The 16,476-nt window shown below is 41.4% G+C and carries 13 protein-coding genes, 5 tRNA genes and 1 pseudogene; 13 read left to right on the plus strand and 6 right to left on the minus strand.

Features of this window, described 5'->3' with window-relative positions; translation table 11 throughout:
• Position 1: 1 nt before the first annotated feature.
• A complete protein-coding gene (locus tag NIE32_RS06160; RefSeq protein ID WP_290443473.1) occupies positions 2–1,141 on the plus strand; it encodes a Nif3-like dinuclear metal center hexameric protein in 1,140 nt (379 codons plus the stop codon).
• 76 nt (positions 1,142–1,217) lie between these two features.
• Here NIE32_RS06160 and NIE32_RS06165 read toward each other — a convergent pair whose 3' ends face one another.
• Together NIE32_RS06165 and NIE32_RS06170 are read right to left on the minus strand one after the other, a co-directional pair.
• Entirely contained in the window at positions 1,218–2,183 is a 966-nt protein-coding gene (locus NIE32_RS06165) for a 4-hydroxy-3-methylbut-2-enyl diphosphate reductase (RefSeq protein ID WP_253053929.1), read from the minus strand.
• Positions 2,184–2,272: 89 nt separating this feature from the next.
• Complete coding sequence (locus NIE32_RS06170; RefSeq protein ID WP_253053931.1) at positions 2,273–2,866, minus strand: YqfQ family protein; 594 nt, start codon at positions 2,864–2,866, stop codon at positions 2,273–2,275.
• A gap of 194 nt (positions 2,867–3,060) precedes the next feature.
• Here NIE32_RS06170 and NIE32_RS06175 point away from each other — a divergent pair, with 194 nt between their 5' ends.
• A complete protein-coding gene (locus NIE32_RS06175; protein ID WP_253053933.1) occupies positions 3,061–3,957 on the plus strand; it encodes a deoxyribonuclease IV in 897 nt (298 codons plus the stop codon).
• A gap of 300 nt (positions 3,958–4,257) precedes the next feature.
• Here the strand turns inward: NIE32_RS06175 and NIE32_RS06180 are convergent, their stop codons facing one another.
• Positions 4,258–4,521: a DUF2624 domain-containing protein gene (locus NIE32_RS06180; protein WP_253053935.1), complete on the minus strand. Its 264-nt coding sequence runs from the start codon at positions 4,519–4,521 to the stop codon at positions 4,258–4,260.
• Between the two features lie 376 nt (positions 4,522–4,897).
• Between NIE32_RS06180 and NIE32_RS06185 the strand changes: the two genes are divergently transcribed.
• The 4 genes from NIE32_RS06185 (at position 4,898) to NIE32_RS06200 (ending at position 8,980) form a co-directional block, all read left to right on the plus strand.
• A complete protein-coding gene (locus NIE32_RS06185; protein ID WP_253053937.1) occupies positions 4,898–5,887 on the plus strand; it encodes an ATP-binding protein in 990 nt (329 codons plus the stop codon).
• A gap of 79 nt (positions 5,888–5,966) precedes the next feature.
• Positions 5,967–6,335 carry a hypothetical protein gene (locus tag NIE32_RS06190; RefSeq protein ID WP_253053939.1) on the plus strand — a complete coding sequence of 123 codons (369 nt, stop codon included), beginning with the start codon at positions 5,967–5,969 and terminating at the stop codon, positions 6,333–6,335.
• Between the two features lie 166 nt (positions 6,336–6,501).
• Complete coding sequence (locus tag NIE32_RS06195) at positions 6,502–7,140, plus strand: nitroreductase family protein (RefSeq protein WP_253053941.1); 639 nt, start codon at positions 6,502–6,504, stop codon at positions 7,138–7,140.
• Positions 7,141–7,462: 322 nt separating this feature from the next.
• Positions 7,463–8,980 carry a glycosyltransferase family 2 protein gene (locus tag NIE32_RS06200; RefSeq protein ID WP_253053943.1) on the plus strand — a complete coding sequence of 506 codons (1,518 nt, stop codon included), beginning with the start codon at positions 7,463–7,465 and terminating at the stop codon, positions 8,978–8,980.
• A 79-nt stretch (positions 8,981–9,059) separates the two neighbouring features.
• On the opposite strand, the gene ispG is transcribed toward NIE32_RS06200, so the two are convergent.
• Both ispG and NIE32_RS06210 read right to left on the minus strand, forming a co-directional pair.
• Positions 9,060–10,169: a flavodoxin-dependent (E)-4-hydroxy-3-methylbut-2-enyl-diphosphate synthase gene (gene ispG / locus NIE32_RS06205; protein ID WP_354327168.1), complete on the minus strand. Its 1,110-nt coding sequence runs from the start codon at positions 10,167–10,169 to the stop codon at positions 9,060–9,062.
• A gap of 136 nt (positions 10,170–10,305) precedes the next feature.
• The gene (locus NIE32_RS06210) at positions 10,306–10,650 is read right to left on the minus strand and encodes a LysM peptidoglycan-binding domain-containing protein (protein WP_253053945.1); all 345 of its coding nucleotides are present in this window, start codon (positions 10,648–10,650) and stop codon (positions 10,306–10,308) included.
• Positions 10,651–10,903: 253 nt separating this feature from the next.
• Here NIE32_RS06210 and NIE32_RS06215 point away from each other — a divergent pair, with 253 nt between their 5' ends.
• The 7 genes from NIE32_RS06215 (at position 10,904) to NIE32_RS06245 (ending at position 14,685) form a co-directional block, all read left to right on the plus strand.
• On the plus strand, positions 10,904–11,545 hold the full coding sequence (locus NIE32_RS06215) for an NfeD family protein (RefSeq protein ID WP_253053947.1): 642 nt from the start codon (positions 10,904–10,906) through the stop codon (positions 11,543–11,545).
• A 161-nt stretch (positions 11,546–11,706) separates the two neighbouring features.
• Positions 11,707–11,781 (plus strand) — tRNA-Asn (locus NIE32_RS06220).
• A 1-nt stretch (position 11,782) separates the two neighbouring features.
• Positions 11,783–11,856: transfer RNA gene (locus tag NIE32_RS06225), tRNA-Met, on the plus strand.
• A 30-nt stretch (positions 11,857–11,886) separates the two neighbouring features.
• Positions 11,887–11,959: transfer RNA gene (locus NIE32_RS06230), tRNA-His, on the plus strand.
• Positions 11,960–11,962: 3 nt separating this feature from the next.
• Positions 11,963–12,039: transfer RNA gene (locus NIE32_RS06235), tRNA-Ile, on the plus strand.
• Between the two features lie 8 nt (positions 12,040–12,047).
• Positions 12,048–12,137, plus strand: a tRNA-Ser gene (locus tag NIE32_RS06240).
• A 478-nt stretch (positions 12,138–12,615) separates the two neighbouring features.
• On the plus strand, positions 12,616–14,685 hold the full coding sequence (locus NIE32_RS06245) for a peptidoglycan D,D-transpeptidase FtsI family protein (protein ID WP_253053949.1): 2,070 nt from the start codon (positions 12,616–12,618) through the stop codon (positions 14,683–14,685).
• Positions 14,686–15,543: 858 nt separating this feature from the next.
• Here the strand turns inward: NIE32_RS06245 and NIE32_RS14420 are convergent.
• Positions 15,544–16,476, minus strand: a pseudogene (locus NIE32_RS14420) (IS30 family transposase); the annotation flags it as partial.

Genomic DNA, 16,476 nt, shown 5'->3' on the forward strand with positions numbered 1-16,476 from the left:
AATGGAGGAGATCAACGTGCATCAGTGGATTTCAGGAGATCGTTTAATTCAGCGCTTTGAAGAATGGGCGCCGAAGAAATTAGCTTATGAGCATGACAAAATTGGTCTGTTGGTTGGAACTTTACATAAGAAGATAAAAAAAGTCATGGTTACTTTAGATGTATTAGAAAATGTTGCGGATGAAGCTGCTGAGAAGAATGTGGATTTAATCATTGCCCATCATCCTCTGATATTTCATCCCTTGAAAAATGTTCGATCAGATGAAGGTCAAGGAAAAATTGTCACGAAATGCATTAAAAATGATATTGCCGTCTATGCTGCGCACACAAATCTTGATCTAGCAGACGGTGGCGTTAATGATATGCTGGCTGATCAACTTGGACTCACGCACACGGACATCTTGCAACCCAGTTTCCACGAAGCACTTTTTAAATTATCAGTGTATGTCCCTGTAAGTCATGCCGAACGGCTGAGAGAGGTACTCGGTGATGCAGGTGGGGGAACTATTGGTAAGTACTCTCATTGCTCATTTAGTGTACAGGGCGAAGGGGCTTTCCGACCGGAGAAGGGTGCAAACCCCTATTTGGGGGGTGTCGGAGCACTTGAAAAAGTGACGGAGCAAAAGATTGAAGTACTCGTTCCAGAGCATTTGCTGCATGCCTTGATCCAAAAAATGATCAAAGCGCATCCCTATGAAGAAGTTGCCTACGATGTTATCCCGATGCAAAATCAAGGAAAGACATATGGACTTGGAAGGATCGGACAACTCACAGAACCGATTCTTTTCAGAGACTACTGTCAACGCGTCAAAGAAAAATTCGGGCTCGAAGGACTGAGGGCTGTTGGATCGCCAGACGCAAAGATTAAGACCGTTGCTATTTCAGGTGGCGACGGAAATAGTTTAATCCCTTATGCAAAATATCAAGGTGCTGATGTATTAATCACGGGTGATATCTACTACCACACTGCCCATGATGCCTTGCTTTGCGGATTAAATGTTATTGATGCCGGACATCATATTGAATCTGTGATGAAACAAGGGGTCAAAGCTTATTTGAGTGACGTAATTGCTCAGGAACACAAGGATACAGAAGTGATTGTCTCGGAATCCGTAACAAACCCTTTTCATTTTGTTGTCTGAGGCGCTCAGCATATTCTATTGAAAAAATAGAGAGGGAATGGCAGCGACCATTCTCTCTCTATTCGCTTTCAAGCGTTTATTTATTGACCTGATGCTTTAATTTAACTTTTGGCAGTATGTTTTTATTTTTTGCAGCTTGACTCTCTATTGACCAAGTATGCGGATCGTTAGGATCATACTGATCAAGAAAGAGGATGACTTCCTTGGTCAGTTGAGTTGGCGTTGAAGCACCAGCCGTGACTGCAACGGTTCCAACATCCTTGAGCCATTCCAACTTAAGCTCTGAAAGGTCACCAATTCGATAGGATCGCGTATGGGCAACTTCCTGAGATACTTGAGCGAGCCTGTTCGAATTATTGCTTCGTGGATCCCCGACGACGATGAGCAAATCAGCTTCCTTTGCTTGTGAAGCCACTGCTTCTTGACGTGTCTGGGTCGCGTGACAAATTTCATTACAATTTTCTGCTTTGGGATACTTCGTTTTAATATAATTCATAATATCGATAACATCCCATTGACTCATGGTTGTTTGATTGGTAATGATGATCTTGTCCGTCTTTATTTGAAGTTGATCAACATCTTCGACCGTTTCAACGAGATGGACAATGTCGGGAGCAACGCCAATTGCGCCTTCGGGTTCCGGATGGCCTTTTTTTCCGATATAAATGACATGATAACCATCTTTTTTCTTTTCTTCAATCAAATTATGGGTTTTCGTTACATCCGGACAAGTTGCATCAATTGCTGTAAGTCCTTTTTCTTTCGCTATTCTTCGAACTTCAGGTGAGACACCATGTGCGGTGAAAATCACTGTGCCGTGATCAATTTCCTGAAGAAGATCAATTCTTTTTTTTCCGCGAATATCAAGCGTGATGACGCCATCTTCTTTTAGCGCTTCCGTGACATGGTGATTATGAACAATCATCCCCAAGATATAGATGGGTCTTGGCAAGTCTGGATTCATGGCAGCTTGTCTGGCGATGACAAGGGCATCGACGACACCATAGCAATAGCCTCGCGGTGAGACTTTAATTACTTTCATATAATCTCCCCGTTCTGAAAATCTGCATTGAGTACTTCTTAAGTCATTATAAATGAGCGATGTCATGAACACAATGAATCTGTGCTGTACTAAATATACATTCGTGGTAATGAGGGCTTTGTTGGTATTTGCTCACTAGATAATAAATTCGTGAACTGCGCTGTCGATTGGCTCTTAGGCTTTGGCGTTTTAGTTGCATGCTCACCGTCAGGCGATGCTGCAGAATTTATCGGCGCTTTGATCGCTTCATCACCCTTGGTCAAATCGCTCTCCACTTTTTTCTCATCTTGAGCTGTATCCTCTGTTACTGGATCGCTCTGCATAGTTTTTAGGACACTCAGTAGTGCAGGCGCATTTTTAATCATTGGTCCAAACTGTTGAATCATTGGGAGAACAGTTTGAGCAGTCTGAATCGCTTTTTGTGCATTTCCGATCATCGAAAAAAGGTTGCTGCCTCCGAATCCTGATGTTCCTGCCGATCCTGGTGAAAGAAAGGATGAAATCAGTCCACTTAATCCACCAAGTCCAGGCGTTGGAGCTGCCGGAGCAGGCGGCTGTGGTGGGCCCATTGATGGAAAAATAGGCGGAAAACCACGGTTCGGCTGGATGGGTGCTTGTGTCATTTGTGATGGCCGATTCCAAAAAAATGGTTGTTGAGGTCCATTATCAAAAGCAGGCATCATGATTCATTCCTTTCTTTTTACTTTATTCGAATTCGTTGAAGACTATTGAATGAAGTGATGTGTAGAAATTGGGCCACTCGCTGATAATCAGTTTATGCATCATGAACGTTTCAGTGACAAGAGCGGAGTTAATGAAAATAAGGTGATCCCCAATAAATATGTTAAAATAACTAAGTACAGAGGAGGGAATGTCAGTGCTGAAAATTGGATCGCATGTCCATATGTCAGGAACAAAAATGCTTCTTGGCTCTAGCGAAGAAGCCGTGTCATTTGGAGAAAATGTAATGATGGTTTATACGGGCGCACCACAGAATACCGTCCGAAAACCTATTGAAAAGTTAAATATTGATGCGGGCCGTGCGCATATGAGTGCAAATGGGATTGAAGAAGTGGTCGTTCACGCGCCTTATATCATAAATATAGCGAATACTGTGAAACCAGAAACATTTGCCCTAGGTGTTGCTTTTCTTCGCAAGGAGATTGATCGCGCTGAGGCAATTGGCGCAAAGCAAATTGTCCTGCATCCCGGAGCACATGTCGGTGCTGGGGTCGATGCAGGCATAAAGAAGATCATTGAAGGATTGAATGAAGTACTTGAACCCAGAGATAAGGTTCAAATCGCACTCGAGACTATGGCGGGAAAAGGAAGCGAATGTGGCTATCAATTTGAGCATCTCGCAAAAATTATCGATGGGGTTCATCTTGATGACAAAATTTCGATCTGCTTTGATACTTGTCACACGAATGATGCGGGTTATTCAGTTAAGGATGATTTTGATGGTGTGCTTAATGAATTTGATCATGTCATTGGGGTTGAAAGGATTCAAGTCCTCCATATTAATGACAGTAAGAACGTTCAAGGTGCAAGAAAGGACCGTCACGAGAATATCGGTCTTGGATCCATTGGTTTTGATGCATTGAATGCGATTGTGCATCATCCTCAGTTGGAGGACTTGCCGAAAATTCTTGAAACACCTTATGTGGGAACGGATAAAAAAAATAAAAAGCCACCGTATAAATATGAAATTGAGATGTTCAAAAGTCAAAAATTTAACGATCATCTTTTGCAGAGTATTGAGGAACAATCCTGAGCAGGTGCGTTTAATAATAATGCTGATCACGCATTCCGGTATTGGATTATCATCCAAGGTCGGAATGCGTTTTTTTAAAAAAAGAAAATATAAGGTTTTTGCTTAATAAAGCAGCGACGATGCGAGACGCTTACGGAACCGCACCAGAGGATGCTGGCAAAGAGAGATCCCGCGGACAGCAGTTAGATTGAGGAGGCTCACGGATCGCCCGTGGCATGCGAGCAATTAAAGTAAAATCAAATCAAAAATCAGTACTTGGCGAGCTATGTCCCGTTTATCTCTAAATCTAAAGAATGATGCCTACAAACGTTTGGCGAGTTGTTCAAATTGCTTCTCAAGGCTTTCGGCAAGTTCAGGATCGATTACTTCGTCAAGTATTTTCCGGAGTTGCTTCTGTCCTTCAGGCTTGAATGGATTGATTTGCTTATTGTGAATACGTTTGGTGACCTGACTCGCTTGTTCCTCAGTGATCGGTATACCATATTGGACTGCGTAGTGGAGCAGCTCATCAGGTGTTAATTGATTCATTTTTTGGATCACCATTTGCTCAATAAATGGATTCACATCATTCGCTCCTGTTCATTCATTAATCAATACACCTATACTCTATGATCAATTTTGGATAAAGATGAAGAATAATTAAAAACAGATTGTTCAGAAATAAGTCGAAAAGTGTCTAACAATAATTTCCAATAAAAATTGTCACTCGATCCGGGTTTACAGTATAATTAATGTCAATAAGAACAATAAATAGAAAAAATGTGTTCCAAATGATCGACAGAGGTTCATCGCAAACTGCGAAGTGTCATTCAGAATTAATATTCCAAAACACAAATAAAGATACTTAATTGAGCGGTTTGACTAGTGCTATGTGTCTGAACACAAAGGTTTCATCTTTTTGGGGAATGTTGATTAGGGAAATGTTACTATTGCAGGGGGAGTGATAACCATTATTTACCATGATTCGTTTCTTTCTGTTACTGAAAAAGATCAATTCGAAGAACAGTTATCTTTGGAAATGCGTTTCTGCCTCACTCCTGATGGAAGAGTATTGGAGTGCAACAAAAATGGACAAGCATTGGTGAATCAATTTGGTACACATTTTTTGAATTTCTTTTCAGACCATGTTGCAATGGAAGCGAAAACTTATCTAAAAACGCTCTCAGAGAGCAATGATATTGTCACTGCTTTGTTGCAAGATAAAGTCAGTAATCATGATCTTGGTACTTTATATAATGGGTTCTCTAAGGATGGAAAGATAAATTTGGTGGGTTATCGTACACAAATGATGACGCGTCTTTCTGCTGAATTTGCACATGAGTTGAGGAATCCACTGACGATCATTAAGGGTTTTTTACAATTAAGTGAGTACACAAAGGAATATGAAAAGTATCAACCGGTTATTTTATCTGAAATTGACAGAATGTACACTATATTAGAAAATTATTTGACAATGTCATTTCGTAAATGCAATTACAAAGAAATGAATCCCGACGCGCTCTGTAAGTCGATTATTTCGTTGCTTTCTGCTGAATGTATGGTTAATAAAGTTAATTTTGATTATGATGTGACGTATTCTGAGAACTATTGCAAAATCGATGTTAATAAGATGAAACAAGTGATGATTAATTTACTGCGTAATGCACTCGAATCATTTGAGGGGCAAGTATTTGAAAAAAAGATTTTTTTTCGCGGAAGTGTTGAGGATAAAGGGTACCGTTTTTCTCTTAGTGATAATGGCCCCGGAATGGACACGGATGTATTGAATAATCTTGGTCAACCGTTATTTACGACGAAGTCAAAAGGAACCGGAATTGGACTATCATTATGTAAGAAGATCATCGCGGAACATCGAGGAACCTTCTGCGTGAGCAGCATCCCACATCAAGGTACAACGGTGAGCTTCTTCCTACCGTTTGTCTCTCCGTAATTTCCATAAAGTACATCTGTGAAAACTCCCTTTATGAGTCAAACTATAATCGATCCTAAAATGAAAGTGAGGGGTCGTTGTGGCTGATAAGGATCATTATCACAAAGAAGACTCATTATACGATAAGCGAAGTGCTTATAATAATGAGGAGTATGCGAACGAACTGACTGCTGATCAATATGATCCGGAAGCGGGACGATCGCGAAGAGATGGGGATCGACTGGATACCGATCATCGACGAGTAGCTGAGGGCGGTAAGGGGATTGGCTGGTGTGCATTAATTGTCTCAATTATTGCCTTGTTCTTTATGCCAATCGTCTTAGGTATTGCCGGTATTATCATCGGTTACATTGCCCTTAGGCAAGGCGCACGTGCTTTGGGAGGCTGGGCAATCGGTATTGGTTGTATTGCTGTGTTGATCCAGCTGTTCTCGCCACTTTTTTATTAAGTAAACAAGGGAACCTTTGCTTTGGTGAAGGTTTCCTTGTTTTGTTAAAATAAAGTTGTGTAACTGAACGCGTATATCGTAACGCCTACGGGAATAGGAGCAAAAAAAATTATCTGTACTGTTGTCGCTATGACGATGTTTCGAGCATATTTCTAGAGGATTGGCTGTGACACATGTTACACTAAAACTGAAGAATTATGAACTTATTTATAAAGGAATGAGTGCTATGGAGACAATTGAAGCGATAAACACACGACGTTCAGTGCGTAAAGTTACAGAACAGGAACCACCAAAAGAATTAATTGAACAAATTTTGGATGCTGCAAGACGTGCGCCGAATCATATGAATACAGAACCATGGCATTTTATAGTTCTGACTGGCGAGGGCAGAAACAAACTTGGAGAAGTGTATGGAAAAGTCAATCAGAAGAACTTGGAAAATGCTGACCAAGCGACTCTTGATGCAGCTTATGAAAAAGGATTGAACAGTGCAAAGCGTGCACCGGTTGTAATTGTTGTAACGATGGAACCGAGCGACAATCCTCGTGCGGTTAAGATCGAAGATGTTGAGGCAACTGCTTGTGGTGTAGAAAATATGATGTTGGCAGCACACGCATTGGGACTTGGCTCAATGTGGCGTTCCGGTGGCGCAGCATATTCTGAAGAAGCAAAAAAACAATTCGGTGTCTCAGAAAATGGAGAAGTATTAGGATTTGTCTATGTGGGTTATCCTGATCCGGATACAACCCCAAAAGTGCCTGAACGTAAATCCGTTGCTGAAATTACAGAATGGATCACCGAATAATTTTTTGACTACCATCCTTGATGATCGAAGAAGAGGGTGTCTCACAGTTTAGTGACTGTGAGACACCCTCTTCGTTTGGTAGTACGCACGGATTTCTATTGGAGTGACTTAATTGTGAGCCAGAAGAGAAGACCATGCAGGTCCCTCTGAGGAGGCGCCCAGGCGTTTGTGACCACCACAACCTGACTCATATTTGTGGTGGATCCATCCAATAGACTAAAGAAACCCTCCAAACGAACCTTTTTTATGTCATACATGTGAACACCTGATCATATAGTTCTTTTGAAATGGTTGTACACATGATATGGAAGGGACGCAAAATATGGATCAAACGCATGTGGTCACTTACGATGACGCTGTAAATAACCGCATCTTTACCTCGGGCACCTTTGCACCAAGAATCGTCGTGATGCTTCCTGCACACAACGAAGAGGACTCCATCTCAGATGTTCTCAAGAGTTTAGCGGAACAGTCGTTGCCCAAAGGTTTAGAATTGGATATTTTTATTGCGCTCGATAAGTGCACGGACAATACCGAAAAAGTAATCAAAGCTTGTAATGCACAGTACCAGTTGTCACTTTATCTGTTGCACACGGTCCATAATAAGCAAAGGAAGGTTGGCGCTTTAAATCAGCTCTACCAACTCTTTTGGGGAAATCCAAACGAACCGGATAACAAAGAGGTTGGCACACAACAGAAGGAATATGAGAAGAGTATTGTTGCTTTCGTCGGAATTGATGCTGATGTTTATCTTGATAAGGAATGCATTCGAACACTTTGGTCAGAACTCAGCCATAATCATAAGATAGGCGCAGTATCGGCAAATTATATTTGCTTGATGCCTGAGAGCGAGCGGAAGGTATTACGCAATAATCCTGATCGGGAACGAATGATTCGGAATGGAAAGTTCGGAAATGCGATCAATCGCTGGTGGGTGGCACAGCAAAATCGTGAATTCGCCCAATGGACGATGAAACAAAAATATTGCAATTACTTTGCTGAGATTGCCGGGGGACAGTGCAGTATTTTTCGCCCGGAAGCAGCAAAAGAGGTGCGGGATCATTATAAGTTAAATGGTCTTTATGATGATAAGTCCGATACTGAAGACTTATTGCTGACGCAATATATTCGGGCATGTGGGTGGATTTGTATGATTAGTAAGAGTGCCCGTTGTTATGTAGATAGTATGAAAACACTGCATACTTATTCAAGCCAACGCAATAAATGGGTATCCGGTACGACAGATTACATGCTCCAAGATGGTTTGAAAACCAAATACTCTCGGCGGCTTTGGATACAGGAAGCAGGGTTATTTATTAATCTGATTATACGTCTGATGTTCGTTTCGTTAGTAGGAACCGCATTAATTACTGATCAGTTTTATTGGAATTGGATCTGGATTACACCGGTCATCGCTGCATCCCTATTGAATTTAATTCTCACAATAAAAACACCAAATAGTCGGTTTATCGACGTCGTGTTAGCAACGTTTTTAATCAGTCCTGAAATCTATTTGTGGATTACAATTGCCATTCATTTGAATGTGTGGATATCAAAAATCAAGATAAATAAACAGGATGGTTGGGAAAATCAGTACCGAGCGGAAACGGGACAGACACGCTCAAAGTTTTTTGTTTATGTTTTTATTTTCCTACTTTTAATCGTGAGTTTTGCATTCTTTATTAAGTGGAAATATCAACTTTTGACGAGTCCAACCATTCAGCACGCAATAAATCCCTATCTGATTCAAGGGTTTGTCTTGCTGACCATTCTTACGATTTTTGAATTCATGGTCATGCTGAACCAAATTTGGAAATTGAGGGGACCGTATAGGGCTTAAAGATATTGAACACCAAAAAGCAAGCCTCAAAAAAATGAGGCTTGCTTTTTGTATTACATTGTTATCGTTGCAGTTTTGGTTAACTATTTACTGTATCTTGTTCCGCTTTCTTTTTTTCAAAGTATTCTGCGGCAATCTTGTCGATCTCAATTTTCAATTCTTCAACCATGCGATCTTCCGGCACTTTACGAATCACTTCACCATGACGGAAGAGAAGACCTTCACCGCGGCCTCCGGCAATACCGATATCTGCTTCCCGAGCTTCTCCAGGACCATTTACGGCACAACCAAGGACGGAAACCTTTATCGGTGCATTAATCTTTGAAATGTACTCTTCAACCTGATTAGCAATCTTAATCAAATCAATTTGGATTCGGCCACAGGTCGGGCAAGAAATAAGAGTCGCTGCATTTGTCAGACCAAATGTTTTCAACAATTCACGGCAAACCTTGACTTCTTCAACAGGATCTGCAGATAGTGAAATTCGGATTGTATTCCCAATACCTTCATTAAGTAGTATGCCCAGCCCAGCTGCACTCTTGATACTTCCGGAAAAGACCGTGCCTGATTCGGTGATCCCTAAATGCAGGGGATAGTCGAATGTTCGCGCTGCTTTTTCATAAGCTTCTGTAGCTAGCTTAATATTGGAGGCTTTGAGGGAAACGATAATATCGTGAAAATCGAGATCTTCAAGAATTTTAATATGATGCAACGCACTTTCAACCATACCGTCAGCGGTCGGATAACCGTATTTATCAAGAATATGTTTTTCCAAGGATCCGGCATTGACACCGATACGAATTGGAATATGCTTTTCTTTCGCAGCGCGGACAACAGCTTCTACATTTTCTTGCTTACCGATATTTCCTGGGTTGATACGAATTTTATCGGCGCCGCCTTCAATGGCTTTCAAAGCTAATTTATAATTAAAATGAATATCAACAACGAGCGGAATAGTAATTTGTCGTTTAATTTCCGGGATCGCGAGTGCATCTTCCATGGTTGGGCAAGCAACCCGAACCATTTGGCATCCTGCTTCTTCAAGTCGCTTGATTTGTGCAACAGTGGCTGCGACATCCCGTGTTTTTGTAGTGGTCATGCTTTGTATGATGACTTCGTTGGACCCGCCAATCGTCAGGTTGCCAACTTTAACTTTTCTCGTTTTCGTGCGGTGTGTAATTTCAGACACGAGCGATTCGCTCCTTTATTCATAAGTGAATGATTTGTGACTCTTTCAGCTAAAGTCAGTATATCATGAATTCACTAGCACTGCCTGAATAAATACTTCTATGAAAGACTTTACATAGTCCAAAGACCTATTAAGATCATGGGGTGGCAGATGTAGATCCAGTGTTGTTAGCCTTACTGTAGCTTGGAAACGCATAAGTTTTACCAATTTGCAGGTGATTCGGATTCACTGAAGGGTTTAGTACCGCAAAATCTTTCAGTATTTCTTCTATAGAGGGTTCAGATTCATTGATTCGTTCTGTAATGGAAAGGAGCGTATCTCCTGGGGACACAGTGATCCGTTGATAAGCTACTGTAGCTTTTTCTGAAATTTGCGCTGTGGTTTGTGCAGCTTGTCCGGTTGGCAAAGATCCGGAAGTGAGATCCACGTAGCTTGTCCAACATGCCAGGATGAAAATAATGGTAAAAAATCGCTTCTTCATGCCATCTTCTCCAATCAAGAGCCTATTATTCTGATCAAAGATCGCCTTATTTTCATCTATATGCAGGAGTAACTCATAATATGCCTATTTTTCTAATAAAAAATACAATTTATAAAAGAAACTTTTCCTACCGGCATGTGTATGTTTTAATTATCTATAAGAATAGGTTTCGAATAGCCGAAGAGTAGCTCAAAGAAAAAATGAAGCATATATAGATAGATAAGGTATTTAAGGGATGTGGAGGAGGAACATCATGGAACTATTATCTTACCCTGCCGGTGGATTTTTTGTCATTTTGCTCGCGTCTTGCTTTCTGTTTGCGGAACTACTTGTGAAAGCAAGAGGACTGCTTGCCTTAACGGGAAGCGGATTGTTCATTTATTATTTCTTACACTTTTTAACGGATCAAGCATCACCCTGGATATTCTTTTTACTTGTAGGCGGTTTGCTCCTCATCATTGTTGACGGTAAACTCTTTACTACAGGAATCATTGGCGTCTTTGGTTTTGTTCTTATGATTCTTGGGTGTGCATTGCCGACACCATCTCTGCTCTACGGTATGCTGGTTGGCATAGCGTTTGTCATTGGTTCTTGTTTTTCGTTATTTTTCAGAAAGATATTGCCGACCAGGGATTATCTTGATAAGCTAATGCTGCATGATCGGTTATCTGATGAAAAAGGATATAACTCAATGAATAGTGATTATCATGAACTCATAGGAAAATCTGGGAGAACCGTGACACCATTTCATCCGGTCGGAACAGTGAAGATTGAAGGCAAGAATTATAGCGCGCTCACAGATGGCCTTTATCTAGAAAAGGATACTCATGTAAAAGTGATCTCGGTTGATGGGACTAAGATCTTCGTTACCCAATTGAATGAGGAAGCTGAATAAAATAAAAACTAAATGATTCTAAAAAAAAGTATTGTCATTAACAACCAGATATGGTATATTATTTCTTGTCGTTGAGACAGGCATTAAAGCTTTGAAGCTTAAAAAAATTATGTTGACAAGCTCTGGTGCTTATGATAAATTAATTCATGTTCTGAATTTATTCCACAGTAGCTCAGTGGTAGAGCAATCGGCTGTTAACCGATCGGTCGTAGGTTCGAATCCTACCTGTGGAGCCATGGCGGTGTAGCTCAGCTGGCTAGAGCGTACGGTTCATACCCGTGAGGTCGAGGGTTCGATCCCCCCCGCCGCTATTTTTTTTCTTATTTACATCACTACCCATGGCGGTTATGGTGAAGTGGTTAACACACCGGATTGTGGTTCCGGCATGCGTGGGTTCGATCCCCATTAACCGCCCGTGGACCCTTAGCTCAATTGGTTAGAGCTGACGGCTCATAACCGTCCGGTTGTAGGTTCGAGTCCTACAGGGTCCACCACTTAATATGGAGGAATACCCAAGTTTGGCTGAAGGGATCGGTCTTGAAAACCGACAGGGGCTTCACGGCTCGCGGGGGTTCGAATCCCTCTTCCTCCGTTGGTTATACATAAGTATTACCTTACAAACACTCGGAAATCGCTCATTGACAGCATTTCCGGGTGTTTTTATTTTTTCTAGGTATTTATGATTCATAGAGTCTGTGTAAAATGTTTCTCGGAGGAAAGGGTTTGTGGTGCGAGACGCCTGCGAAATCGTTCTGATGATCGCGAGCCAAGTGAGACCCCGCAGATTAACCGCATGTATAAGGAGGCTCACGGATCGCTTGCGGCAAGCGAGCACCGAAGCCCCATACCCAGAAATGCTTGACATATGTTTTTGACAGAAGAAATGAGTGAACGTAAAATAAAGATTAGATTTCAACAAAAAGTGTCCTGTATTCTTACAATAAAGATTGATCGATTATCTCAGAAACCATAAATATTTGCGAATATATATAGGTAGATTAATTTATTCAGATGTGATGAATCATTTGGCCAAAAAGTAGAAGGTGCTTTTCAGCCTGGGAGGGGAAATAGTGGCAAAAGAAACGGTTAACAAAGGGAAAAAGAATAATCTGCCACTGAGGCTCAATATTTTATTTCTCGTTGTTTTTTTGGCATTTGCCGGCTTGATTTTAAGGCTTGGTTATGTCCAAATTGTCAATGGAGAACACTATAAAAATGCGGTGAATGCAGATCATTATCAATCCGCGCGAATTGAATCCGCACGTGGGAAAATAGTCGATACAAATGGTGTCACGCTTGCGGACAACAAAGCAGAGCTGGCTATTGTTTATATTCGAAATGCCGGAATCAGTGCGCAAAAGAGCATCCGACTCGCACAGAAATTATCAAACTATATTACAGTAGATAATAAAACAATTGATAAGATTTCAAATCGCGATAAGAGAGAATATTATATTTTGACGAAATTCGATAAATTGAGTCAAGCTTATAATAAATATCTTTCGCCAGCGGAACAGAAAGAATATGCAAAATCACAAAATAAAGCATATCAGTTACTCTTATCCAGAGTCCCTAAGTCCGCACTGAAAGGCTATTCCGCAAAAGACATTCAGATCATGGCTATTCAACATGAATTCAATCAAGCATCGAATCTAAGTCCCTATATCATTAAGCGAGGCTTGCATGTCGATGATAAGGAATATATTAATGTCGTGGATCATCTGAGTGATTTTGGTGGTGCCATTCAAACTGCAGACGTTTCATCACGAACTTATATCAAGAATAAACCTTTCTATGTTGGAAAAATGGGACCTATTCCAGAAGATAAGATTAATACGTATTTAGCGCAAGGTTATAGCCGAAACACCGATGTTGGTATCAGCTATCTCGAAGATCAGTATGAATCTTATTTGCGCGGTGTACCGATGACTTTGACTTATGAAACGAAGAAAGGCCTCCCCGTGGGTAATCCAACGGTAAAAGAGGGTGAACGAGGAGATGATCTGCAGCTGACGATTGATGTTCGGTTGCAGAACAAATTGGATCAGGTGCTTAAATCTAATATTTTATCCGCAAGAGCAATGCCAGGAAATGGTCAAAATAACAGCGCCTATGCAGTGATGATGAATCCAAAAACGGGTGCGATTCTAGCCATCGGCGGTGAGAAGTATGTCAATGGCAAGTTTCAGGATGTATCAAGCGATGCCATTACCTCACAATTTGAAATGGGTTCGGCAGTTAAAGGCGCGACAGAATTAATCGGCTTTCAATATCATGCAGTTCCTCAACACTTTAGAGATATGGAAATTAATTACAAAGGTACAAAAAAACTGTTTAAGTCATGGGAACAAGGCGGATTGGGTGAATTAACCCCGGAGACGGCTCTTCAATTTTCTTCAAACGTGTTTATGGCGAAAATTGTTTCTAATATGGCCGGCGTCATCTTAACTCCAGCAGGAGGAAAATATATAGCAACGACTCCTTACGTTACGAATCAGAGATTTATTAATGCAATAAATCACTTAAGAAACGGCTATAGCCAATTTGGACTTGGCGTCAAGACAGGTATCGATCTTCCTACCGAAGGAACGGGATATAACGGTGGAATGCCTGCTGAGTCTGGTTTGATCCACCAGTTTGCGATTGGTCAGTTTGACACTTACACACCGCTTGAAATGGTTCAATATATTTCAACCATTGCAAACGGAGGATACAGAATGCAGCCGCATCTCCTTGAATCCGTCCATGCAACAGGATCGGATCCAAATAAACTTGGCGCGACAGTGTATTCTTTTGAGCCTAAGGTATTGAATACAATAAACAATAATAAGCATGATTTGGCGAGAGTACAGCATGGATTGTATCTGGTTACTCATGGGGCAAACGGAACCGGTAGTGTTTTCTATACCAGTGGACAAAAATATAAAGTAGCGGCCAAAACTGGTACAGCACAGATTGATGAAAATGACTTAGGTCTTTACAATGAAACTTTAGTTTCCTATGCGCCGTATGATAATCCTCAAGTTGCGATATCCGTTGTCGTTCCAAGAGTACGGATAGGACATCAAAACCAGCAAATTGCTCTTGAAATGTATAAGGAATACGATAAATTGTATCATTACACGAGCCAGGGAAATTAATGATGATCTTTTAGTAAAATATACATTTGACAGAGTGAATTCAACTATTTACATTTTTCAAAGCAAAATTAATAGCAATAAAAAAACAAAACCTGATCATTTTATATCAGGTTTTGTTTTTTTGCAGGTGTTTTTTCACATCAAATAGACCTCTGGCTGCAAGGCCTATAGCAACACCATTAAATATATGCTCTTGAATAGTTCCTGAAGTAAATGCGAAGCTGGTTGTCATGCTAATTCCCAAAGAAATTGGCATGATGTTGATCAAACTCTCTACAGCTTGAAAAGCATAAATCATGCGGTGTTCGGTTGTCTAGTTATAAAGTCCACCACAAAATTGAAAGCCTGTATATGCTAAATAATCATGGTTGAGATTCTATTGAATTGTTCTGATACGGCTGATTCCTCTTTGTCCCAGAACAAAGGCTCTCATTTCTGTTATCTTAATTCAATTCCTTTACACTGTGTGCGCCATAGAGAATATAAATTGATTACCAGCCAGTAAAGGAGTCGGTGTGAAAATAGGCTGATTGTCTGGGCACCAAAATTATCAGATGGTTCAGCAACCTCGAATTCAATTTGCGGCATTCATGTCAGTACCCGTTCGTCCATAAATACCACTCTTCCTGCTTGTTAGATTTTAAATTGCCCATGATTTCTTCCGGCCTCATAAATAGATTACGCCTTCTCTGCAATCACAAGTTGCCCAATCTCTGACATAAAAACGCCATTTCCTTATCGTAAAGACATAGTTAATTATTCATTTTGCTAGATTGCAATAATAAATTAGCCATCTGGACATCCAGCGATACCACTGGGTTTGTTCCTACCGCCTAGGCGGCAGGAACAAACGGCAACTCACTGCGCCAGTTTCTGTAATTCCATTTTGAACACTTCAGCAGGGGTCCGGTAGTTTAGGATTTTCCTAGGGAGATGGTCAATGGCTTGAATCATTTGGTGAATGAACGTCCGAGAGTAATTTTCAATCGGCCGGCCTTTCGGAATGAATCGACGGATCATCCCGTTGTTGCGCTCATTCGTCGGACGTTCCCAGGCGGCATACGGATGCGTGTAATAGACGTGCGTGTTCTGTTCTTTCAGGCTGTTCACCAAGCCTGAAAATTCGCTGCCATTGTCGGCCGTGATCGTTTTGAATACGCGACCGAACAACGAACCAAATTGATCGATCAACCGCTTGATGGCATAGTCTACTGAATCTGGATCTTTGCCGTCAATCTTTTGGGAGATCGTGTCACGGGTCTTGCGTTCCACCAGGGTCAGGAGCACATCGTCCTCACCGGATTTTTTACCGACCGAGGTATCAATCTCCCAGTGCCCGAACTGCTTTCGCTTCTGAACCGCTGCAGGCCGGTTGTCAATACTGTCTCACAGATGCTTGATGTTGGGGCGATGTCCGGATTTTTTGGAACGGTAACGGAGCTTGTTGGGTAGATCCAGGTTCTTCACCTTCAGAAGGCCAAGATCAATGTAGTGATACAGGGTCCGGGTACAAACTCTGTTCTTCCTTTTCCACTTCGGATCCTTTTCGGCTGCGCCACAGACCGCATCTGGAGACCATTTGTCTTGTGACAGGATCTTCTTCTCGGCATAGGCGATGAAATTCGAAGCAGCCGCCAGTTTGAATCGGCGCCCGTAATGACTTCGGTTGCGTTCATAGACGGCCTGCCCGGTTTCTGGAAAGTAAGCCTGAAAGCGTTGATGATTGGCGCCGATCTGGGTGGTTGTCCCCCGACGCAGTTCGTTCAGTACGGTCTGGTGGGAACAGCCAAA

Origin of the sequence: Sporolactobacillus kofuensis, from assembly GCF_024125425.1 — a bacterium.
In the GTDB taxonomy this organism is placed as follows: Bacteria; Bacillota; Bacilli; order Bacillales; family Sporolactobacillaceae; genus Sporolactobacillus; species Sporolactobacillus kofuensis.